Raw genomic sequence first — 20,533 nt, 5'->3', positions numbered from 1 at the left:
ACCACGACGCGCACGGCCATGTGGTCGCCGTGCGCGACAGCGGAACGAGCCACGCCTACTGGCGGTTGACCGACGTGGACAACGCAGGGCGCTTCCGCGAGGAGGTGTTCGGCAACGGCGCCGTCACGGAGCGGAGCTACTTCGCCGACAAGCAGCACTCGCCGAGGAGCCGACGGTTGGGGTGCAAGCCGCAAGGGTGGGAACGAAGGCGCTCCCGGAAGGGTCCTTCTCAATCATCGATTGGACGGGATATCCTGCTGGCGCGCCGCGCCCCTCCGGTCCGTTCCGATTGCTGAGTGGCGCCGACTATGCCGCAGCTCGCAGCGCAGCGAACGCCACGAACCAAGCTCTACACGCTATCGACCCCACATTAAATGGTTTTCAAATTCACGAAATTATTCCAGTCAAATTCGGCGGCAATCCTACAGACCTATCCAACAAGATTGTGGTAACACAGGCTGAACACGCACCACTCACAACGTTCTGGAACCGTATGCGAGTCCACCTGGAAGGGGGAAGCAATAAATGATCGACATCGACTTGCTCACCGCGCAACTCGCGCGGAATCCGGCTGCATCGACCGAGAAAATCCGTGAATTTGCAACGCGATCCAAGGCTAGCCTTCCAGCAGGATACATCGAGTTCATGCAGCGTTTCGATGGCGCCGAGGGACCCATCGGAAGAAAGGGACGATATCTCGTCCTGTGGCCCGTGGCGAGCATCATTCATCTAAACGAGCAGTACCACTTCGACGAGTTTGCACCACACTTGCTTGCGTTCGGCTCGGATGGCGGCGGAGAAGCGTTTGCGTTCGATCGTCGGACTGAGCCGGCAACGATTGTGCGAGTTCCATTCATTGGGATGGACGAAGAGGTGCACTATGGGACTCGATTCGATGAGTTTTTGTCTCGACTAAGCGAAGAGTAGTCCGATGCCTCACCTCGCGTAAGTGAATGGAATGCCGCGAGAGAGCTAAAAAACTCCCGGTGGGCACACCGCGGGTTGTCGCTCGGGTTGGTTCGTTTCGCTGGCGTAGTTCATGAGTTGCTGGACGCCGCGGGCGTGCTGGCCCATGGTACGCCGGAGGCCAGGGGGGCTGGCTATCCGGCAGATCGTGGGTGGGCTCGCCCTCACGATCGGGCACTTATCGAAGGTGCCGGAGCGCAACCCGTAACACCCCTGAAGATGCCATGATGCAGCCAAATCTCCGACTCGATTCATTCTCGCCGGCATTGTCCGAGCGGTTTCGTAAGGCAACCCCGCAGAAGCGTCGGCTGGCAGCAGTCGTCGCTTGTGAACTTGCATCGGCGGCGGCTCACCTCTCGGGTCAGGAGGTCGCCCTTGCACTCGAGGCGCTTCGTCACGGCAGGGCCGCCCCGCCCGTTCTTCAGCAGCGACTCGAACATCTGGCCACTCAGCTCGACGACGAGTACCTCCGCCTTGATCAGGAAGAAGACGAGTCGAAAAAGCCCGAAAGTCTGACGCTATTCTCGAAGGCTCGTGCGATATGGGCGGTCGTGTTCGCCCTATTCCATGATCCCGAACAACTTCACGAGGCCATCTATGAGGCCATCGCAGCGATGAGTGATCCTGAGGAACTGGTGCGGGCGATAGAGAACGAGCTTGAGTGAGCTCACCCGACGCCGGCCGGCTCACCCCACCGGCTCGCGTTCGGGCGACTTGCATCGCCCGCGCGCGTGACGGATCAGGCTGCCGACAACTTGGCCGTTTCGGTCAGCGTCGCTCCGCCCGGGAGCGCGCCCGCTGCAGAGACACCTGGCGTTGAGGACGGGTTTGTGGTCGATTTCGCGCCCGAGAGTCGAACGGCTCTTAAGGATGGGCTCGAAAGGATTCTGGGTTGAGGCACCACGGTCGGGGAGGTCGATGCGTACGTTGGCGAGCGCCGTGCGGCCGCCGTCCACCTGGCGAGCGCTCGGGCCTGACGCGATCGACGAGGACCTCGTGCGTGAGCGCGGACGCCTTCCCGGGGTGAAGGTCCGGCGTCCGGCAGGATGGGGCCAAGGTCGTCCTTCAACGGTTGCAGCAGAGCACGTGCGTGTCACCGGGCTCCAACTCGCCGCTCACCACCTTGGAATCGGTCGAAGGGGCGCAGGTCGGCTCGTCCTTCACGAAGATGGACCGCAGCGCGCCGATCTGCCCTTCGATCGTGTCCGTGCAGAGCGGCTGCTCCAGCCCGGAGATAAGAACCGAGCCGAGCTCCTCGGAGCAGTCTGCCTGATGATACAGCGTGGTCTGCACGCGGCACTTGTCGCTGGTCGGCGCGCCACAGGAGCACGGGCTGCACGTGCGCGTGTCGTTGTAGAGGGAGAACTCCCGCCGAATCCGGTAGGAGTCCCAGCACTCCCCGCTCGGCTGCGGCGAGTAACAATGGAGGAACCTCGTGGACACGACGTCCATGTCTGGACCACACGCCCGGATGAAGGTCATGTTCGTTCGGCGCAACGGAGGCACCGGGGATACAGGTTGACAGTCAGTGACAAGTGGCGGCTCGATCGTCACAAAATCGTAGGAGTCACTGGGAATGGGATGACTAAGACCCATGCATGTGCCATTCCAATCGCTGCCCGCATCGATCGTAGCGACGAGGTCGCTACTGGAGCAGCGAGAAGAGGAGTGTAGGAGCACCCTGTCCGAGAGCAGACATTGAGCCGGTTTGCACTCGCAAGGCTCGCACTCGACTGACCCAGGCGTCCCTACCCACCCTTCCCATAAAACGTTGACATCGTTGAGCGGATCGCATGGTTCAGCGTTCTCGTATCGGCCGCTGTAGAGCAGGATGAGCTGGCTCGGTTCGGGATCCGGCAGGGTATCGGGCACCGGCGAAGAGCAGCCGATTAGGACATAGGTGGCCAGTGTGAAGAGCGCAACAGAGCGCAGTGCGGCTGCTACCCACCTGCCTTGGTCAATTGTCAGCGTTGCCATAAATCACCTCCACCACCTCCGCGCTGGAGCAGCAGAACGTTCGGGTCTCGCCGCTCTCGATCGTGCCGTCGACCATGGAGACGGTGGCTTTCGGCGAACACGTGCCCGGCTCGTCCCGTGCGAACACCACGCGCACCCCTGCCAGAGGCGAATCGGCAGGTGCGCCATAGCAGAGTTCCTCTTCTGTGCCGATGCCGTTGATCGAGATCAGCATGTCGGAGCAACTCGTGTCGCTGAAGAGCAACACATCCGCCACGCAGCTCCCGCCGGTTGGTTTTGCACATTCACATGGAGTGCAGGTACGGGCGTCTCGGATCTTCTCCCGAAACTCGAAGCGCGCGGAGAAGCCTGGCCGACACGAGCCGTCGTGTTCGGGGGCGATACAGACCAGCCCCTCGAAGTCTGCGTCATACTCACCGATCCACGGGCAAGCTCGTGCAAAGGTTCCGCTGAGAGGTGGCGGAGCGAACTGATCCGAGGGCCTGCACGCAAGAGCCATCGTCGGCGGCCTGATGGTGACCGAGGCGAACGCGTCGCCCGGGACAAGGGGCGAAGTCTCGATGCAGTGTCCCGGCGGGTCGGCTGCCCCGGCGAACTTGACCTTGATCCCTTCGTCGGCGCAGAGAGGCACCTCGTGCGCTATCACCCTGGCCGGCAGCGCGCACGCGGCAGGGCTGCAAGCGCATGTCCCGCATTCGTTCTGGTACTGAGGATCCGTGCGCACGTCGGCCCAGCCATCCCAGTAATCAAGTCGACCGTCCGGACAGATAGGAAAATCCGGCGTTTTGCTCACCCACAACAAGACCGGATGATCGTCCGTCCGGGGCCTGGGGATCTCGAGGTCCGCCCCGCAACCGAGCAGCGCAGCCATGCTGAGAGCAAACCAAGGTATTGACCGCATGAGAAGCCCTCCCGCTGCTCAGTAAAAGACCTTCTGGCAAGGCAGCAGACCGTCACAGGGATCGGGCTCCTGCGCCGGCGTCTTCAGGGTCTGCCATGTGGGAGCGGCGGGCCGCTTCGTACGCGGCCGCGCCGCGACGGGCGGCGGGGCGGCCCCCGGGAGCGGCTCTGGGCATCGCTCGAGCGGTCGAGCGGAAGGCGGGGTGGCTCGAACCGCGGCGGCCTGGACCACTGGCCCCAGGGGCTCAAGGCGCGGCGCGGCGCGACGAGGCTGCTCGCGCCACAGGACCGCGACCGCGCTGCCCAGCACCAACGCCAGCGCGAGCCCCGCGCCCAACCAGCGCGCGGGGGAGCGTCGCCCTGGGTCGCTCGGGCGTGGAGTGGGCAAGGCCGAGGGCGCCGGCGTCGCGGCGGGCAGCATCGGAGAACGCGGCGGGGTCGAAGGCGCCGGCGCTACGGGCACCATCGGCTCGAGGTCCGGTAGATCCGGCACTGGAGGCGACCACGGCGCGACGGGAGGCGCGTGGGGGGCGTGGTCCCGCGCGTCCCGCGGCGGCACCGCGCTCTTGAGCGTATCGGGCGTCTCGGGAGGGCGCGGCGCCTGCTCGTCCGGCGTGTGCCGAGCGCCGGCCGGCTCCGCAAAGATGTTCGCATGGGGAAGCTCCGGCGGTCCGCCAAGCTCTTCCCACGCGCGGGCAAAGGGAGTCAGGACAGAGAGCATATCTCCGATGCTCGGCTGCCGCCGCTCGGGGTTCTCCTCAAGGGCCCTTCGCATCATCAGCTGGAGCAGCGGAGGGATCCCGCTGGGAAAGCTCGGGGGCGGGAGCCACGGCGAGAGGGCGCGCTTGCACATGAGCTCGTACGTGATCGTGCCGAAGCCGTAGACATCCGCGCGAGAGTCCAGCCATCCACCGGTGAGGAGCTCCGGCGGTGCATGCCCGTACGGATCTCGACGAGCTTCTTCCGCACCGAGCTGAAAGAGACGAACAAAGCCGAAGTGCGTGATCGCGTATCGGCCGTCGCCCACGACGACGACCCGGTCCGGACCGAGGGCGCCGTGGATGAAAGAGAGCTCATGCGCGCGCAGGAGGCAGCGCCCGACGTCGATCAGCACCTGGAGATCCGTCGGCCCGAGATCGCTTCCGCGCGTGGCGTCGATGAGCGGGACCGCGTCGCCGAGCACGGGCGACGCTGCCCATGCCACGGAGCCGCTCACCCCCCCGTAGAGCACAGTGACGACCTCCGGGACCTCGACGGCGAGGCGCTGCAGGCGCGCGATCTCTTCCGCGAAGACTCCCTCATCGAGGCGCGAGCCCTCACGGATGTGCAACCAGACCAGATCGCTCGCGTCACCTACCTGCCGCGCGAGGAAGTGACGGACCATGCCGAGCTCCTCGTTGAGGAGCTCGTGGCCTTCCCAGATGTCGCCGACGGCTACCATACGAGCTTGACCTCCGCGCCGGCGCCTCGCGGGCGGATCTCGGCCTTCCGCGGCCAGACGACGTACACAATCGTTGCGGCGCCGAGCGTTGCGCCGGCGACGAGCGCAGCCGAGCCGAAGCCATGGAACAGGCTCGCTCGCGTGTTCGCCGCGTTCGCATCGTCGTACGTCTTGCGGAACTGCGCGCTGCTCGGGAGCATCGAGCCGTCCGAGAGGCGCGACACCTTGGCGGCCGTTTCGGCCTCCGCGGCGTCGCCGGCGAGGTGAAGGCCGACGCCGGCGCCGAGCAGGGCCGCCGAGGCGGCCGCGCCGGTGCCGATGATCCACGGCTTGCGCGCCCGGGCCTGGGTGCTGGCGGCGGCAGCCTTCGGGACCTCGAAGGCAAGGGCGACGCGCCGCGACTCCCCCGCCCGCACCCTCACGAGCGCACGGGCTACCTCACCCTGCTTGCCCGCCGCCGTGACCTCGTGCTGTCCAGGGGCGACGAAGACGGGGCCGCCCGTGCTCACCTCGCGATCATCCACGACGAGCCGCGTCGTGCCCGGCGGGGAGCTCACGTGGAGCTCGGCCACGCGCTGCCGAACCGCCGCGAGATCGGCGCGCCTGACCTCGTAACGGCGGCGCTCGATGTCGTTGGTCGGCGCGGGCATCTGCTCGACGCACTTGGAAAGCTCGGCCGCGGCCTCCTCGAGGCGGTCGAGGCGCAGATCGAACACGCCAAGCTGGCACAAGGCCATGGTCATGGGCTTGAGCGCGTAGATCCGCGCCCAGAGCTCGCGGGCGCGAGCGATCTCGAGCCGCTTGGCGGCCTTCTCCGCCTGTTCGATGAGCTCCTGGACCTCGCGGTCCCGCGGAGGAGGCGCCGCAGCCGCGGCCTGCAGGGGGAAGGTGGAGGCAAGAATGACGGCCAAGGCCGCAGCACGCGATGGAAGGGCGAGCAGAGTAGAAGCACCCACGGTTCACCTCGGTGCGAGCGAGGGGGACCCCACCGCCGCGGTAGCCCGTCCATCGCGGCTGCGTTGTCATACCACGGCGAAGCGACGGCCGACCAGCGAGGTAGGGCCCTGGAACCGGGTGCCAATCATTGTGCGCAGGTGCCTGAAATTCTCATCGAGAGCTGCGAAAAAGAACGAAGGCTCGCGGGTCTCCCGCGACCGGAATCAGCTGGGACAACCGCCGGCACGGCGCCGGGGAGGTGCCGGACGCACGAGACCGAGCGGCGCGCCGCCGTGGAGCGGGCTGGCACGGCCGCAGCGATCCACAGGCCACCAGAGCAGCGCTGCGCCCAACGCTCGAGCTCACGACCGGGCACGAAACCGACTGAGCCCCAACGCTCGAGCTCACGACCGGGCACGAAACCGACTGAGCCCCAACGCTCGAGCTCACGATTGGGCACGAAACCGACTGGGTAGGGCTCCTCTTTTCGCTGGACACTCCAGGCCGGCGGCGGTGCCATCGCCCGATGGCCACTAAAAAGACATCCTCGAAGACATCCTCGAAGGAAGAGCACCATGCAACGCTGGATGAGGACCAGGACGCGACCCACGCACTCGAGCTTCTCGCCGCCAAGGTCGGCGAGCCTGCCAGGTCGTCGCTCCAGGCGATCCTCGCCGGCACGACCGACGCGGACCTCGTGAGCGTCGGCAAGACGATCCTCTCCAGTCGGATCGTCACCGATGCTGCGCGGATCTACCGCAAGGCCTGGGATTTCTATCAAGAGGCGACGGACGAGCAGCGAAAGAGGCTCCGCGGGTTCTCGAAGCCGCTGCTCGCGGTCGCCGTCCAGCAGGCGCTCGCTCTGGAGAAGCTCGATCGCCAGCTCGCTGCCAAGAGCGCTTCCGCGGGCGTCGCCAGGGCAGCGCACGACAAGGCGACCGAGGCGGCGCAGTCGAGGGCGATCGAGCTCCGCGATCAGGCCTATGACGCGCTCCGCGATGCGGCGGGACGCGACGAGGGGCTGCGGGCGCAGGTCGACGCCGCGTTCGGGACCGCGACCACGAGCGAGACCCTATCGCGCGGGCTCGATCAGACGGCGAAGCTCTTGCGTGAATGGCTCGGGAGCGACGACGAGGCGCTCACGGTCAGGCTCGGTCTCGCGAATCTCGACGACGCGTATGCGAGGGAGCTCGTGGCCGCGGCCAAGGACGTCCGCAGCGCCGCAGCCAACGCGACGAACCGCCCCGCCGATGGGACGGTGACCCAGGGTGCGCTCGATCGCGCCGACGGGATCAACATCCTGATCATGGGGCAGATCCTGCGCGCCTTCGAGGGAGCCCACGGCATCGACCCGACGATCCCGCGGCTCGTGCCGATCTCGACGCGGCGGCTGTTCAACCGCAAGACCAAGAAAAAGGCCGCCGAGACCCAGCCGCCACAGAACGGCGATGGCGCACAGCCGATCGGCGACGGAGCAACGCTGAGCGACGGTTAGCTCCGCGCGGCAGACGCCCCCATCCCTGACCGGACTTCTCGCGGGCGGGCCTGACCGCTAGCAGCGGCCGCAGGTCCTGTTGCAGAACCCTTGCATCCAGGATTCGTTGCACTTGCCCCAGCTTGCCTGTTGAGCACAGGTATACTGGCTGCTGGGCGTCGTATCGCTGCACGTCCCGCCGCTGGTGCCACCGCCGGTGCTTGTCCCGCTGCCGCTGGTCCCGCCGCCGATCTCACCGTAGCCTGCCGAGTAGTCCGTCTCGCACGCGTGCCGCGCGGCAGAGTCCGCCAGCCGCAGGCTGGAGCGCCCACCCGAATTCCCGGCGAGCCTCTTGCCCTCCGGCGCGGCGACCTCCAGGCTCGCCGCATGAGCCGCCGCTTCAATACGGCCGGCCCCTGCCGCCCGGACCTGCACTACATGATCCCTGCGGCTCAGCGCCTGCCGAAGGCGCCGTCGCTCGTGGACCAGGCGAGCTACTTCGCCCTGCACGCGCCCCGTCAGACCGGCAAGACCACGACGCTGCGCGCGCTCGCCGAGGAGCTCACCTCGTCCGGCCGCCACGCGGCGCTCCACTTCTCGTGTGAGACGGGCGAGACGGCCGGCGACGATTACGCGGCCGCGCAGCGCGCCCTCCTCGACGCGATCCGCAAGCGCGCCGAGCAGGCGCTGCCCGCCGAGCTCCGCCCGCCGCCGTTCCCGCCGGCCTCGGACACGGGCTTGCTCGTGGCGGCGCTTGGCGCGTGGGCCGAGGCGTGTCCGCGCCCGCTCGCGCTGTTCTTCGACGAGATCGACGCGCTCCGGGGCCAGGGCCTCCTCAGCGTGCTGCGCCAGCTGAGGGCGGGCTTTCCCGAGCGGCCCGATCACTTCCCCGCGTCGGTCATCCTCTGCGGCCTGCGGGACGTGCGGGACTACAAGGCGCAGAGCGGCGGCGACCCGTCTCGGCTCGGGACCAGCAGCCCGTTCAACGTCAAGGTCGAGTCCATCCGCCTGGGCGACTTCACGCAGGATGAGGTGCGCGCGCTCTACGGGCAGCACGCCGCGGACACCGGCCAGCAGTTCACCGACGGGGCGATCGCCCGCGCCGTGGAGCTCACCGGCGGCCAGCCGTGGCTCGTCAACGCGGTCGGCCGCGAGATCGTCGAGAAGATGCAGGTGCCTCCCGCGGAGGCGATCACGACGGCGCACGTCGAGGAAGCGAAGGAGCGCCTCATCCTGGCGCGCGCGACCCACCTCGACTCGCTGGTGGCGCGCCTCCTGGAGCCGCGCGTGCGCCGCGTCCTCGAGCCGCTCCTCGAGGGGGGCTTCGCGGGCGGCGACACGTACGATGACGACGCGGCCTACGTGCGCGACCTCGGCCTCGTCGCGCCGGACAGGCCGCTCCGGATCGCCAACCCGATCTACCGCGAGGTGATCGTCCGCGTCCTCGCGAGCCCCGCAGAGGACGCGATCGCCGTCGAGCCGCGCGCGTTCGTCCGGGCCGACGGGCGCTTCGATATCGAGCGCCTGCTGCGCGAGTTCGCCGCGTTCTGGCGCGAGCACGGCGCCGTGCTCGCCGGCCGCATGCCCTACAACGAGGTGGCGCCGCAGCTCGTGCTCATGGCGTACCTGCAGCGCGTGGTGAACGGCGGCGGCCACGTGGACCGGGAGTACGGCGTCGGCCGCGGGCGCATCGATCTGCTCGTGCGCTGGCCCCACACCGGAGAGGACGGCAAGCGCGCCTGGCAGCGGGAGGCGATCGAGCTCAAGGTGTGGCGCGCCGGCGAAAAAGACCCGCTGCCCAAGGCGCTCGCCCAGCTCGACGCCTACCTCGACGGGCTTTCGCTCCCCACCGGCGTCGCCGTGATCTTCGACCGCCGCCCCGCCGCAGACCCCGAGTCCTGCACGCGCTTCGAGGAGGCGCTCACGCCGTCAGGCCGGCGGGTCACCGTCCTCCGCGCCTGACCGGACCTGACGGAGGACGCCGCCCGCCGCGCCGCCGCCGGCGGAGGACGGCCGGCGGGAGCGCGCCGTCACCGCCGCACGACGAACATCGCCGCGAAATACCCGTCCGTGCCATGCACGTGCGGCAAGAGCCGGAACGCATCCCCGCCGCCCGACAGCTCCCGCGCGATCTCGGCGTCGAACGGCGCCGGCTCCAGCCGGACGCCGAGGTCGTCCTCCGCCGGCGCCGCGAGCCGCGCCGCCACGGCCTCGCACTCCTCGCGCAGCACGCTGCACACAGCGAACACGAGCCGACCACCGTCCCGGGCGCGCGTCGCGGCGCGGCGCGCGATCGCGACCTGAAGGTCGGCGAGGCGCGGGAGGTCGTCCGCCTCGCGCCGGAGCGCGATCTCGGGGCGCCGCCGCAGCGTGCCGACCCCGGAGCACGGGGCGTCGACGAGCACCCGGTCGTAGCCCTCCGGGACGTCGCCCGCGCCCACGGTCCAGTCGACGGCGTACGTCTCGCCGACAAACGCCGCCGCCCGCGCCAGCCCGGCGCCGGCCAGCGCGCCGCCGGCCAGCGCGCCGCCGCCCTCCGCGCCCGCGCTCTCCGAGCTCGCCGGTGGCGCGCTCAGCGCCTCGCGGAGCTGCGAGAGCTTCGCGGGGTACAGGTCCGCCGCGTCCACCGCGCCGCCAGGGAGCACCGCGCGCGACAGCAGCCACGACTTGTTGCCCCGGCCGGCACAGGCGTCGAGCACGCGCTCGCCGGGCAGCGCGCCCAGCGTGAGCGCGAGCGCCTGCGCGCCCTCCTCCTGGCCGATCCACGCGACGCCGAAGCCGGGGAGCCGCCGGAGGTCGCCCGCGCCGCGCGCCACGATCGCGCGCGGCGAGACGCGCCCCGCCTCGAAAGACCCGGCCGGCGCGGCGCCCCGCAGCGCCTCGAGCCACGCGTCGCGGTCCTCGCCGGGCGCGAGGCAGAGGCCGGTCGGCGGCGGCACCGGGCCGGCCGACAGGAAGGCCTCGGCCGCGGCGCGGCCGAGCGAGCGGCGCAGGGCGCCCCGCAGCCACCCCGGCGCCGACGCCACCACGGCGCCCGCGAGCGGCGGGCGACCGCTGGACTCCACGGCCGCCGCGAGCTTGCGCAGCACGGCGTTCGCGAACGCGCCGACCCGCGGACCGCCAGCGGCCTGGGCGCCGTCCACCGCCTCCGAGACGGCCGCGAACGCCGGGACCCGGTCGAGGAAGCACAGCGAGTACGCGCCCATCAGCACGTGCGCGCGCACCAGCGGGTCGGTGGTCCAGCGGCCCTTCGCGGCGAACTCCGCGATGCGCGCCTCGAGCGCCGCCTGCGCGCGCAGGACGCCGTAGACGAGCTCGGTCGCGAGGCCGGCGTCCCGGGGGTCCAGCGCCTGCGCGCGGCGCAGCTCGGCGTCGAGGGCCGCGGAGGCGAAGGCGTCCGAGCCCCACACCCGCGCGAGCACGCGCGCCGCCACCGCGCGCGGCGCGCTCTCCCGGGGACGCGCCGCCGCGCTGGCAGCGTCGCGCGCATCGCGCCCGTCGCGCCCGTCGCGCGCATCGCGCCCGTCGCGCCCGTCGCGCCCGTCCCCCTCTGCCCGGTCAGCCAACGAGCTCCTTGAACTGCCCCTGGATCACGTCCCAGCGGCGCTCGACGTCGTTCTTGAAGGCGATGCCCATCAGGCCGATGAGCACCATGAGCCCGACGAGGCTCGCGATCTCGCGGACGCGCAGCGGCAGCGGGCGCCGCAGCACGGCCTCGAACGTGAAGAACAGGAGGTGACCGCCGTCGAGCACGGGAATGGGCAGCAGGTTGATGAGCCCAAGGTTGATCGAGATCACCGCCATCGCCCAGACGAAATAGCTGACCCCCTTCGCGCCCTCCTCGCCGATCACGTCGTACACCGTGATCGGACCGCCCAGCGTGGAGATGCTGACCTTGCCCTCCATAATGCGGACGATCCCGACCACGATGAACCGGATGACGTCGTACGTCTCGTCGATCGCGCTCTCCAGGGCGAACCGGAAGGCCGACGGGCTGTCGACGTAGGGCTCGGTCACCATCGGCGACCAGTTCGACGCCCGCAGGTAGAAGCGCGGGCGGTGCTGGCCGTACTCGTCGATCCAGTCCTCGCGGCGGAGCTCGATGGTGCCGCTCTTGCGCTGGCCCGAGCGCTGCCAGGTGATCACGTGCGGCCGGTCGGGCGCCGCGAACAGCCGCTCGACGAAGTTCGACCACGCGGTGACCTCGACGCCGTCGACCTCGCTGATGCGGTCGCCCGGCCGGAGCTCGGCGTCCCACTCGGCCGAGCCCTGGGGCACCTCGGCGACGTAGAGATCGGCCGGCTCGATGCCGGTCCGCGCGAGCAGGTCGCCGTTGCCCGTCTCGGGGGTCAGCGCGGCGACGCCCGACTCGTAGACGGCGAGCTCGGCCAGCCCGCCGAGCGCGCGCGGCACCGTGACCGGGCGCAGGTACGTGACCGGCACCGTGGCGCCGCGGTTGTCCTCGAGCGCGACCTCCAGGTCGGCGAAGGTCTTCACCGGCGTGCCGCGCACCTCCGTCACGACGTCGAACGTGCGCAGCCCCGCGCGGAACGCGGGCGAGTCGGGCCGCGAGACGCCGACCACGGCCGCAGGGCGGCTCGGCTTGATGCCGATCTCGCCCACCCGGTCGACGATCTCCAGCGGCTTCTGGACGACCTTCTCCTCCGGGACGACCGTGACCTCGACGTGCTCCTTGTCGCGGAACACCTTGAGCCGGAGCTCCTGGTTGGGGCTCTTCAGCACCTTCCGGTGGAGCTCGGCGAAGGTGCTGACGCGCTCGCCATCCACCTCCAGGATGCGATCGCCCGGGACGAGCCTGCCCTCGGCCGGGTGCCCCGGCAGGACCACGCCGACGGTGGGCGGGAGGAAGCGGGTCTCGCCGATGAAGACGGCGAAGTAGAGGAGCACCGGGAAGAGCACGTTCATCGCCGGGCCGGCCATGACGATGATCACGCGCTTCCAGAGCGCCTGGGACTCGAAGGTGCGCTTGCGATCCTCGGGGAGCACGGCCTCCTGCCGGTTCTCCTCGAGCATCTTCACGAAGCCGCCGAGGGGCAGGAGCGCGACGCAGTACTCCGTCTCACGGCCCCGCAGGCGCAGCACCCGGGGGCCGAAGCCGATCGAGAAGGTGAGGACCTTCACGCCGAAGATCTTCGCGCACACGAAGTGGCCGAGCTCGTGCACGAAGATGAGCACGGAGCAGAGCAGCGCGAAATACAGGAGGTCCACGGCGGCGGCTCTCTTTACGCGAGGCCGGGCCCGGTGGCCACTGGCCACTGCAGGCGCGCCGGGCGCGGCGCGTCGCGCGTCGCGCGGCGCCGGCCGAGCTCTCGGGTGAGCGGCGGCCTCGGCTTCGTCGCCCGCCGTGGGGCGCTCGGGTGAGCGGCGGCCTCGGCTCGTCGCCCGCCGCGGGCGCTCAGGTGAGCGGCGGCCTCGGCGCGGCGCCGTCAGCGCCGTCGGCGCCGTTCGCGCGGGCGCGCGCCCGGACGACCCGGTGGCGGGCGCGGCGCAGCCTGAGCTCGGCGTCTTCGTCCTCGTCGCGGAAGCGGTCCTCGAGCGCCGCGAGGAGCTCGTCCGACCAGGGCTTGCCCTCGGACGCCTCGATCGCCTCGAGGAGCAGGCGCGCCCGCGCGCGCTGCTCGGTCTCGGCGCGGTACCGCTTGCGCTGCACGAGCAGCGTCGCCACCCAGGCCGCGAGCGCGACGGCGATCGCGCCGAGGACCCACGTGATCGTGCTGACGAGCTGCGCCCCCCGGTCCGCCAGGTGGCCGATGCTCGAGAACATCGACTCGCTCTCGGGCCTGCCGCTCCGCTGCTGCACCTCCGTGAGCGCGTCGCTCGCGCCGGCCACCATCTCGCGGCCGATGACCCGCGCCGTGGCGCCCAGCGCGCGCTGGAAATCCTCGCTGCCGAGCATCGCGGTCACCCCGGGGCCGAGGTTCTCCGCGATCACGACCTGGAGCGCCGGGCCGAGCTGCTCCCGCAGCGCGGACGACATCACCGGGCCGAGGTCGGCCTCGTCCAGGCTCTCCTTCAGCTGCCGGACGCTCGCCTGCACCAGCGATCCCGTCATGCGCCGGAGCTCGCGCTCCCCGTCCTCGCTCAGCGCTCCGTCCAGCGCCCCGTCCATGGCGCTCCGCACCACCCCTCGCGCGTACCGCGCGGTGAGCTCGCCGATGCGCGCGGAGCGGTCCGCCTCGCTCAGCGAGGCGAGCGTGCCGTCGATGAGCCCGGCGACGAGCTGCCGCTGCGCCGCCTGCACGTCGGGGCTCGCCAGCATCCGCTCGATCCGCCGCTGCGTCTCCGCCTCCTCCAGCTTCCTGAGCCCCTCGTCGATCGCCGCCGGCGTCTGGATCCTGGCGACCTCCTGATCCACGCCGGTGATCCGCGTCGGGAGGGAACACCCGCCGGCGCCCCACAGGAGGGCCAATGCGGCCATGAGCCCCAGGAGATCTCCGGACCGAGCGCCGCGAACACGCATGAGAGGACGCTTTGCATTCGCGGTGCCTCCCGCCGGGCGCCTCGCGCCGCGCGCCAGGCAATCCAGCGCGCGGCGCGGGAGAGACCACAAATACCGGCAAGTCCGCCTCGTGGCGAAATGCCACAGAGCGCAGAAGTGAGTCAGTGGCTGTCCGGGGACGCGGACTCAGCGCAGTCGTGATATCTCATGGATCGAAATCGGCCGGGCGCCTCTGCTCGAGCGGACCGGAGCGGACGTCTCCGGCACGGACGGTTCCCCGGCCGGTTCTCGCGATGTGCCCTGATACGAACTGCGAGGTCCCATCATGAAGCACTCTATCGAGCATGATCTGAACGACACCGAGGCGAAGCTGGCGACCGAGCGAGCGATCGCGCAGTACCGGGAGCGTTACGCGGAGTACGAGCCTTTCCTCGTCTGGCGCGACGAGAAGCGCGCCGAGCTCGGCTTCTCGGTGAAGGGGGTCAAGCTGAAAGGCAGCATGGAGCTCCGCCCCAACGCCGTGGACGTCGATCTCGACGTGCCCTTCCTGCTGCGCCCCTTCAAGGGGGTCGCGCTCGCGGCGATCGAGAAGGAAGTACGCCACTTCATCGAAGAGGCGCACAAGGAACGGGCTCAGGGAGCGGGCAAGGCGACCTGACGAGCGGCCTGTTCCGGTGTGGACATGAGCGCCCCGCGGCGCTATCTTGCTGCAACACAGTATCAACTTCGCCGGCCGAAGCGCGCCCCGCACCATGACTCACTCCAGCGCTCGGCCGGCAGGGGGCTGCCTCCTCGCCAGCTTCGCCGACGGCGCTCAGCGCGGCCCCCTCCGCGGGCGGAGGGCGCTCACGGGGCGAGCGCCCTCACGGCCGTCAGCTTGATCGAGGCGAGCACGGTGTGCATCGCCGTGATGCGGCCTTGCGCGTCGATGTCGCAGCGCAGGACGTACCGCGGTGCGAGCTTGTCCATGCCCATGCCGGGCGCGCGCTCCGGCTCGACGACGAGCGCGGGGAGGCCGTTGAGGATGCGGAACTCGTGGCGCAGCTCGCTGCCGGCCTCGAGCCTCAGCAGGCCGACGAAGAGGCGCGCGACGCGGTTCTTGCCGACGACGATGCGGCGCGCGGCCTTGTACTCGCCGTTCGCGTCGTTGACGACGCGGACGTCCTCGCTGAGGAGGGCCTCGATGGCGGGGACGTCCTGCGCCGCCAGGGCCTGCAGGAAGCGCACGAGCGCCGCGCCCGAGCGCTCGACGAGCTCGGGCGAGGGGCGGCAGCGGTCGCGGTCGTACGGCTCGAGGGCGCGGCGGGCGCGGTGGTGCGTCGTCTTCACGCTGGCCTCGGAGATGCCGAGCGCGGCGGCCGCCTCCTGCACCGAGTAGTCGAAGACGTCGCGGAGCAGGAGCACGGCGCGCTGCTGCGGGGTGAGCGCCTCGAGCGCGATGAGGAACGCGAACGACGCGCTCTCGAGGAGGTCGTAGCGGCCCTCGGTGCCCTCCTTGCCCGGGATCTCGAACGACGGCGGCTCGGGCTCGGTCTCGACCGGCGAGGGGAGCCACGGGCCGTCGTAGGGGCGGCGCTTGCGGCGCCGGAGGGCGTCGCGGCCGAGGTTCAGCGCGACGCGGGCGAGCCACGGGCGGACCGGCTCGTCCGTGCGCGCGGGCGGGTGCTCCAGCGCGCGCACGAACGTCTCCTGCACGATGTCGTCCGCGTCGGCGGCGCTGCCGGTGAGCCGGTAGGAGAGGGCCCAGAGGAAGCGCTCGTGCTCGCGGTAGCTCGCGGCGACGAAGCCCGGGGGAGGGGCGGGCGCCGCGCGCGGGGCGGGAGAGGCCGTGGAGCTGCTCATACGGATCCCGGCTAACCCCGTCACGCCGCGCGGTCGAGCGGACGGCGCGCGTCTCGCGCGAGGATGGCGCCGGCGGCGTCCCGCGCGCTGCCGAGGCTCGCGTCGGCGAGCATGCCCGTCGGGCCGACCCAGTCGCCCGCGAGGAAGAGCCCGTCGAGGTCCGGGACGCGGACACCCGGGCGCGCGGCGTAGCCGCCCCCCTCCGCGGCGACGACGGCGTTGGAGACGACGAGCGAGGGGAGGAAGCGGCGCTCGACGAGCGCGTCGCGGTAGCCCGGCTGGGCGCGGTCGAGCAGGTCCTCGAGCTCGCGCTCGGCGGCGCGGCCGGCGCGCTCGGGGCCGTACTGGACGGCGTGGAACAGGGCGCCGCCCGCGGGGGCGAGGCGCGCGGCGTCGGAGTGGAGCGACAGGTAGAGGGGGCGGTCGACGCCGAGCGCGAAGCGGAAGCGCGGGCGGGGCAGCCTGGACAGCGCGACGTCGAGGCACGCGGCGTGGACCGGGACGGCGCGCTCGGCGTGCGCGGCGAGGGCCGGGCTCCCGGGCGCGAGCGCCGCCGCGGCGCGCGGGCTCGCGGCGACGAGCGCGGCGCCGGCGCCGAGGCGCTCGCCGTTCGCGAGCTCCACGAAGGAGACGGCGCCGCCCTCGGTCCCGATCCGCGTCGCCCGGACGCCGGTGAGGATCTCAACGCCGGCGGCCGTGGCGGCGCCGCGCAGGCCGTCGACGAGCGTCTTCCAGCCGCCGTCGAGGTAGAGCACGCCCTTGGCGAAGGCGAGCTGCAGCTGGGCGAGCGCGGCGCCGGCGCTCTGGCGTTCGTCGTCGGCGCAGTAGGTCGTGAGCCGGACGAGCATGCCGACGAAGCGGCGCACCTCGGGCGTCCGGAAGGCGTCGCGGAGCCAGGCCGAGACCGGGACCGACGCGAGCGGCGCGGGGTTCATCGCGGCGAGGCCGCCGAGGACGCGGGCCATCTCGACCTTCGCGGCGAGGCCGAAGAGGCCCGTCGTGAGGAGCGACAGGGCGCCGGACGGCATGGTGTGGAAGGTGCCGCGGTCGAGCGCGAACGCGCCCGAGGGGGGCGGCGGGGCGCCGGTGAACCGGACGCCGAGCTCGCCGAGCACCTCGTGCGCGGCGCCCCCGCAGTAGAGCGCGTGGGCGCCGAGGTTCATCGAGAAGCCGTGGCTCTCCTGCGTGGCGGCGCGGCCGCCCGGCGCGTGCGCCTTCTCGATGAGGGCGACGGACCGCCCCGCCCGGCCCAGGTACGCCGCCGCGGCGAGGCCCGCCAGGCCGCCGCCGATCACCACCACGTCTTTCGTATTTTGCATCACATGTCCCCTTTCCTGGCGGTACCACGATCGGGGGGCCGGAAAGGTTACGCGGCCTCTGTCGATTTGCGTCGATTTGCGTCGATTTGCGTCGATTTGCGTCGATTTGCGGAGCGGGGCGCGGGGGCCGGAAGAGCGGGGGACGAGGGGGAAGGTGAGGTGCCGAGGGAGGGAGGCGCGTCAGGTGGCGCGGACGAGCGGCGTGTCGACGAGGTGCTCGGAGAGGAACCACACGTGCAGCTCGTTCGTGCGGAGCACGTCGCTCATGAGCAGATCGGCGGTGCCGTCGTCGCGGTTGTCGGTCGTGATCTTCACCGCCTCGCGCGTCTCCGCGAGGATCACCTCGTGCGCGTCGAGGAGGCGCGACAGCTGGGTCGGCACCTGCTCGCGGCCGCGGGGCGGCCGCTCGACCTTCGTCATCTCCGCGACGTCGTGCGCCATGGCGACCGCGATGCCGCCGAGGGTCTGCACCCGCTCGCCGAGCAGGTCGATGAGCGCGGTCTGCTCCTTGAAGTGCTTATCGAAGAGCAGGTGAAGCTGATAGAAGGTCGGACCGGACACCTGCCAGTGGTGCTTCTTGTACATGTCGCGCAGGACGAGCGTGTCCGTCAGGATCTGATTGAGCAGCTTGACGCTCTCCGCGCGCGCCTTCGCGTCGAGCGCCAGCGGATACTCCACGAGCGTCCCGAAAGGCTGGATCTCCTTGCCCCGCTGGCGGAGCAGGGGTTGGGCCTCCCTCGCCCGCGTTTCTCCGTCCTTGCCCCGTCGCTGCTGCTGGCCCTTCGATGCCATGGTCCCCTCCGCGTCGCTCGGTTCACTACGTATCTAGAGCCCCGGCCCGCGCCGTCGATGGCCGCACGTGCCCTGTCGTGTCCGCGGGCCGCGCGCCACGCAGCCGCGCGCCACGCGGCCGCGCAGCCCGCCGGACGTGCCCGCGGGCCGCGCCTGCGTGGCTGCGCGGCTGCGCGGCGCGCGCGCCGCGGCGCACCGGCCGCTCGCCACCGGCGGGATTTTCGTGCAAAGTCCGGCCCTGTATGAAACGGCTCCTGCTCACCAGCGCGCTGCCCTACGCCAACGGGCACATCCACATCGGTCACCTCGTCGAGTACACGCAGACCGACATCTTCGCCCGTTACTGGCGCATGACCGGGCGGAGGAGCATTTACCTGTGCGCCGACGACACGCACGGCACGGCCATCATGATCCGCGCGCGGCAGGAGGGGCGGAGCGAGGTCGACGTCATCGCCGACATGAGCGCGGCGCACCAGCGCGATTTCGCGGCGTTCCAGATCCGGTTCGATCATTACGGCAGCACGAACTCCCCGGCGAACCGCGCGCTGTGCGAGCAGATCTGGGCGTCGCTGCGCGAGCGCGGCATGGTGACCACGAAGGAGGTCACGCAGCTCTTCGACCCGAAGGAGGGCATGTTCCTGGCGGACCGCTTCGTCAAGGGCACTTGCCCGAAGTGCGCCGCGCCGGACCAGTACGGCGACAGCTGCGACCGGTGCGGCTCGACGTACGCCGCGACCGATCTCGTCGAGCCGAGGAGCGCGCTCACGGGGGCGCGGCCCGAGGTGCGGAGCGCGCAGCACCTGATGGTCGCCATCGAGCCGGAGCGGCCGTTCCTGGCGACCTGGACGCAGGGCGAGGGGCGGATGCCGAAGGAGATCGCGAACTACCTCGCGGGGCACTTCCTGTCGGAGCCCCTGCGCGACTGGGACGTGTCGCGGCCCGCGCCGTACTTCGGGTTCGAGATCCCCGACGCGCCCGGGAACTACTGGTATGTCTGGTTCGACGCGCCGATCGGCTACATGGCCGCGAGCAAGGAGTGGTGCGACCGGGAAGGCGAGGCGTTCGACGACTGGTGGCGATCCGAGGAGACCGAGATCGTCCATGTCATCGGGAAGGATATCGTCTATTTCCACACGCTCTTCTGGCCGGCGATGCTGCGGGCCGCGCGCTTCTCGCTGCCGTCGCGCGTGCAGGTGCACGGGTTCCTCACCGTGAACGGGGAGAAGATGTCGAAGAGCAAGGGCACGTTCGTGCTCGCCTCGACGTACCTGAAGCACCTCGACCCGGCGTACCTGCGTTATTACTACGCGAGCAAGCTGAGCTCGAAGGTCGACGACATCGACCTGAACCTGGAAGAGCTCGTGAACAAGGTGAACGCCGAGCTCGTGAACAAGGTCGTGAACCTGGCGAGCCGGTCGGCGCGCTTCGTGGCGCAGACGGGGCTGTCGGCGGCGTACCCGGACGACGGGGGGCTGTTCGCGGCGGCGGCGGCGGAGGGGGAGGCGATCGGGGCGGCGTACGCGGCGTTCGATTACGCGCGGGCGACGCGGAGCATCGTGTCGCTGGCGGATCGGGCGAACGAGTATGTCGACCGGATGCAGCCGTGGGCGCTGGCGAAGCAGCCGGAGAAGAAGGCGGAGGTGCAGGCCGTGTGCACCGTGGCGCTCAACCTGTTCCGGCAGATCGTGATCTACCTGGCGCCGGTGCTGCCGAAGCTCGCCGAGGACGTCGCGCGGCTGCTCGGGTGCCCGATGGACCGGTGGGAGCTCGCGAAGACGCCGCTTGTGGGGACGAAGGTGGCCGCGTATGAGCACCTCATGAAGCGGGTCGATCCGGGTGCGGTGGAGAAGATGATCGCGGAGAGCCGCCCGGCCGAGGAGGCGGGGGCGCAGGGCGGCGCGGGGGCGGCGGCTGCCGGGGCGGGGGTGGCGGCTGCGGGGGCGGTGGCGGCGCAGGCTGGCGCGGCGCAGGGCGCGGGGGCGCCGGCGGCGGCGAGCCCTGCGGCGGCGCAGGGCGAGGCCGCCGAGGACGACGGCGCGGCCCTGGCGAAAGAGCCGCTCGCGCCGGAGTGCACGATCGACGACTTCACCAAGGTCGACCTGCGCGTGGCGCGCATCGTCGCGGCGGAGCACGTGCCCGAGGCGAAGAAGCTGCTCAAGCTGACCGTGTCGCTCGGCGGGGAGGCGCGCAGGACCGTGTTCGCCGGGATCAAGGCGTATTACAAGCCGGAAGATCTGATCGGGCGGCTCGTCATCGTGTGCGCCAACCTGGCGCCGCGAAAGATGAAGTTCGGCCTCAGCGAGGGAATGGTGCTGGCGGCGGGGGACGAGACGGTGCATCTGCTGGCGCCGGACTCGGGGGCGAAGCCGGGGATGCGGGTGCACTGAGCGACGGGCGCCCCGCCGGCGAGGCGCCGGCCTCAACGA

16 protein-coding genes are annotated in these 20,533 nt (G+C 70.7%); 6 read left to right on the top strand and 10 right to left on the bottom strand.

Annotation, left to right across the window (positions count from 1 at the left end; all coding sequences use genetic code 11):
- The first annotated feature begins 525 nt into the window (after nucleotides 1-525).
- Both WME85_RS46530 and WME85_RS46525 read left to right on the top strand, forming a co-directional pair.
- The gene (locus WME85_RS46530; protein ID WP_437831063.1) at nucleotides 526-927 is read left to right on the top strand and encodes an SMI1/KNR4 family protein; all 402 of its coding nucleotides are present in this window, start codon (nucleotides 526-528) and stop codon (nucleotides 925-927) included.
- 263 nt (nucleotides 928-1,190) lie between these two features.
- A complete protein-coding gene (locus WME85_RS46525) occupies nucleotides 1,191-1,631 on the top strand; it encodes a hypothetical protein (RefSeq protein WP_437831061.1) in 441 nt (146 codons plus the stop codon).
- Between the two features lie 400 nt (nucleotides 1,632-2,031).
- Here WME85_RS46525 and WME85_RS46520 read toward each other — a convergent pair whose 3' ends face one another.
- The 4 genes from WME85_RS46520 to WME85_RS46505 all read right to left on the bottom strand — a co-directional run bounded on the left by WME85_RS46520 (nucleotide 2,032) and on the right by WME85_RS46505 (nucleotide 6,195).
- Entirely contained in the window at nucleotides 2,032-2,409 is a 378-nt protein-coding gene (locus WME85_RS46520; RefSeq protein WP_437831058.1) for a hypothetical protein, read from the bottom strand.
- 514 nt (nucleotides 2,410-2,923) lie between these two features.
- The gene (locus WME85_RS46515; protein ID WP_437831055.1) at nucleotides 2,924-3,814 is read right to left on the bottom strand and encodes a hypothetical protein; all 891 of its coding nucleotides are present in this window, start codon (nucleotides 3,812-3,814) and stop codon (nucleotides 2,924-2,926) included.
- Between the two features lie 48 nt (nucleotides 3,815-3,862).
- Complete coding sequence (locus WME85_RS46510; RefSeq protein ID WP_437831053.1) at nucleotides 3,863-5,284, bottom strand: protein kinase; 1,422 nt, start codon at nucleotides 5,282-5,284, stop codon at nucleotides 3,863-3,865.
- Nucleotides 5,278-6,195: a hypothetical protein gene (locus WME85_RS46505; protein ID WP_437831050.1), complete on the bottom strand. Its 918-nt coding sequence runs from the start codon at nucleotides 6,193-6,195 to the stop codon at nucleotides 5,278-5,280. Before WME85_RS46505 ends, WME85_RS46510 begins: the two co-directional genes overlap by 7 nt.
- 551 nt (nucleotides 6,196-6,746) lie before the next feature.
- On the opposite strand from WME85_RS46505, the gene WME85_RS46500 reads away from it, so the two are divergent.
- The gene (locus WME85_RS46500) at nucleotides 6,747-7,715 is read left to right on the top strand and encodes a hypothetical protein (RefSeq protein WP_437831047.1); all 969 of its coding nucleotides are present in this window, start codon (nucleotides 6,747-6,749) and stop codon (nucleotides 7,713-7,715) included.
- A gap of 366 nt (nucleotides 7,716-8,081) precedes the next feature.
- The gene (locus tag WME85_RS46495) at nucleotides 8,082-9,656 is read left to right on the top strand and encodes an AAA family ATPase (protein WP_437831045.1); all 1,575 of its coding nucleotides are present in this window, start codon (nucleotides 8,082-8,084) and stop codon (nucleotides 9,654-9,656) included.
- Between the two features lie 68 nt (nucleotides 9,657-9,724).
- Here the strand turns inward: WME85_RS46495 and WME85_RS46490 are convergent, their stop codons facing one another.
- The 3 genes from WME85_RS46490 to WME85_RS46480 all read right to left on the bottom strand — a co-directional run bounded on the left by WME85_RS46490 (nucleotide 9,725) and on the right by WME85_RS46480 (nucleotide 14,070).
- Nucleotides 9,725-11,260, bottom strand: coding sequence for an RsmB/NOP family class I SAM-dependent RNA methyltransferase (locus WME85_RS46490; RefSeq protein ID WP_437831043.1), 1,536 nt, complete (start codon nucleotides 11,258-11,260; stop codon nucleotides 9,725-9,727).
- On the bottom strand, nucleotides 11,253-12,923 hold the full coding sequence (gene rseP, locus WME85_RS46485) for an RIP metalloprotease RseP (RefSeq protein ID WP_437305493.1): 1,671 nt from the start codon (nucleotides 12,921-12,923) through the stop codon (nucleotides 11,253-11,255). Before rseP ends, WME85_RS46490 begins: the two co-directional genes overlap by 8 nt.
- A gap of 187 nt (nucleotides 12,924-13,110) precedes the next feature.
- Entirely contained in the window at nucleotides 13,111-14,070 is a 960-nt protein-coding gene (locus tag WME85_RS46480; RefSeq protein ID WP_437831041.1) for a hypothetical protein, read from the bottom strand.
- A gap of 409 nt (nucleotides 14,071-14,479) precedes the next feature.
- Here WME85_RS46480 and WME85_RS46475 point away from each other — a divergent pair, with 409 nt between their 5' ends.
- The gene (locus WME85_RS46475) at nucleotides 14,480-14,812 is read left to right on the top strand and encodes a polyhydroxyalkanoic acid system family protein (RefSeq protein WP_437831040.1); all 333 of its coding nucleotides are present in this window, start codon (nucleotides 14,480-14,482) and stop codon (nucleotides 14,810-14,812) included.
- Nucleotides 14,813-15,000: 188 nt separating this feature from the next.
- On the opposite strand, the gene WME85_RS46470 is transcribed toward WME85_RS46475, so the two are convergent.
- From WME85_RS46470 to WME85_RS46460, 3 genes are all read right to left on the bottom strand, one after another.
- Nucleotides 15,001-15,996, bottom strand: a complete 996-nt coding sequence (locus tag WME85_RS46470) for a sigma-70 family RNA polymerase sigma factor (protein ID WP_437831037.1) — start codon at nucleotides 15,994-15,996, stop codon at nucleotides 15,001-15,003.
- Nucleotides 15,997-16,016: 20 nt separating this feature from the next.
- Nucleotides 16,017-17,315 carry a phytoene desaturase family protein gene (locus WME85_RS46465; protein WP_437831034.1) on the bottom strand — a complete coding sequence of 433 codons (1,299 nt, stop codon included), beginning with the start codon at nucleotides 17,313-17,315 and terminating at the stop codon, nucleotides 16,017-16,019.
- A gap of 180 nt (nucleotides 17,316-17,495) precedes the next feature.
- Nucleotides 17,496-18,107, bottom strand: a complete 612-nt coding sequence (locus WME85_RS46460) for a Dps family protein (RefSeq protein ID WP_437831032.1) — start codon at nucleotides 18,105-18,107, stop codon at nucleotides 17,496-17,498.
- 242 nt (nucleotides 18,108-18,349) lie between these two features.
- On the opposite strand from WME85_RS46460, the gene metG reads away from it, so the two are divergent.
- A complete protein-coding gene (metG, locus tag WME85_RS46455; protein WP_437831030.1) occupies nucleotides 18,350-20,494 on the top strand; it encodes a methionine--tRNA ligase in 2,145 nt (714 codons plus the stop codon).
- Nucleotides 20,495-20,533 lie beyond the last annotated feature (39 nt).

This window comes from Sorangium sp. So ce1153 (genome assembly GCF_051521595.1).
Classification (GTDB): Bacteria; Myxococcota_A; Polyangia; order Polyangiales; family Polyangiaceae; genus Sorangium.
Note: the sequence above shows the minus strand (reverse complement) of the source record. Positions and strands in the feature narration are given on the sequence as shown.

Excerpts from the sequence above, each read along its gene's own strand:
- WME85_RS46530 (WP_437831063.1), top strand. The coding sequence starts at position 526 with ATGATCGACATCGACTTGCTCACCGCGCAACTCGCGCGGAATCCGGCT.
- WME85_RS46525 (WP_437831061.1), top strand. The coding sequence starts at position 1,191 with ATGATGCAGCCAAATCTCCGACTCGATTCATTCTCGCCGGCATTGTCC.
- WME85_RS46515 (WP_437831055.1), bottom strand. The coding sequence starts at position 3,814 with ATGGCTGCGCTGCTCGGTTGCGGGGCGGACCTCGAGATCCCCAGGCCC.
- WME85_RS46510 (WP_437831053.1), bottom strand. The coding sequence starts at position 5,284 with ATGGTAGCCGTCGGCGACATCTGGGAAGGCCACGAGCTCCTCAACGAG.
- WME85_RS46500 (WP_437831047.1), top strand. The coding sequence starts at position 6,747 with ATGGCCACTAAAAAGACATCCTCGAAGACATCCTCGAAGGAAGAGCAC.
- WME85_RS46495 (WP_437831045.1), top strand. The coding sequence starts at position 8,082 with ATGAGCCGCCGCTTCAATACGGCCGGCCCCTGCCGCCCGGACCTGCAC.
- WME85_RS46475 (WP_437831040.1), top strand. The coding sequence starts at position 14,480 with ATGAAGCACTCTATCGAGCATGATCTGAACGACACCGAGGCGAAGCTG.
- WME85_RS46470 (WP_437831037.1), bottom strand. The coding sequence starts at position 15,996 with ATGAGCAGCTCCACGGCCTCTCCCGCCCCGCGCGCGGCGCCCGCCCCT.
- WME85_RS46465 (WP_437831034.1), bottom strand. The coding sequence starts at position 17,315 with ATGCAAAATACGAAAGACGTGGTGGTGATCGGCGGCGGCCTGGCGGGC.
- WME85_RS46460 (WP_437831032.1), bottom strand. The coding sequence starts at position 18,107 with ATGGCATCGAAGGGCCAGCAGCAGCGACGGGGCAAGGACGGAGAAACG.
- metG (WP_437831030.1), top strand. The coding sequence starts at position 18,350 with ATGAAACGGCTCCTGCTCACCAGCGCGCTGCCCTACGCCAACGGGCAC.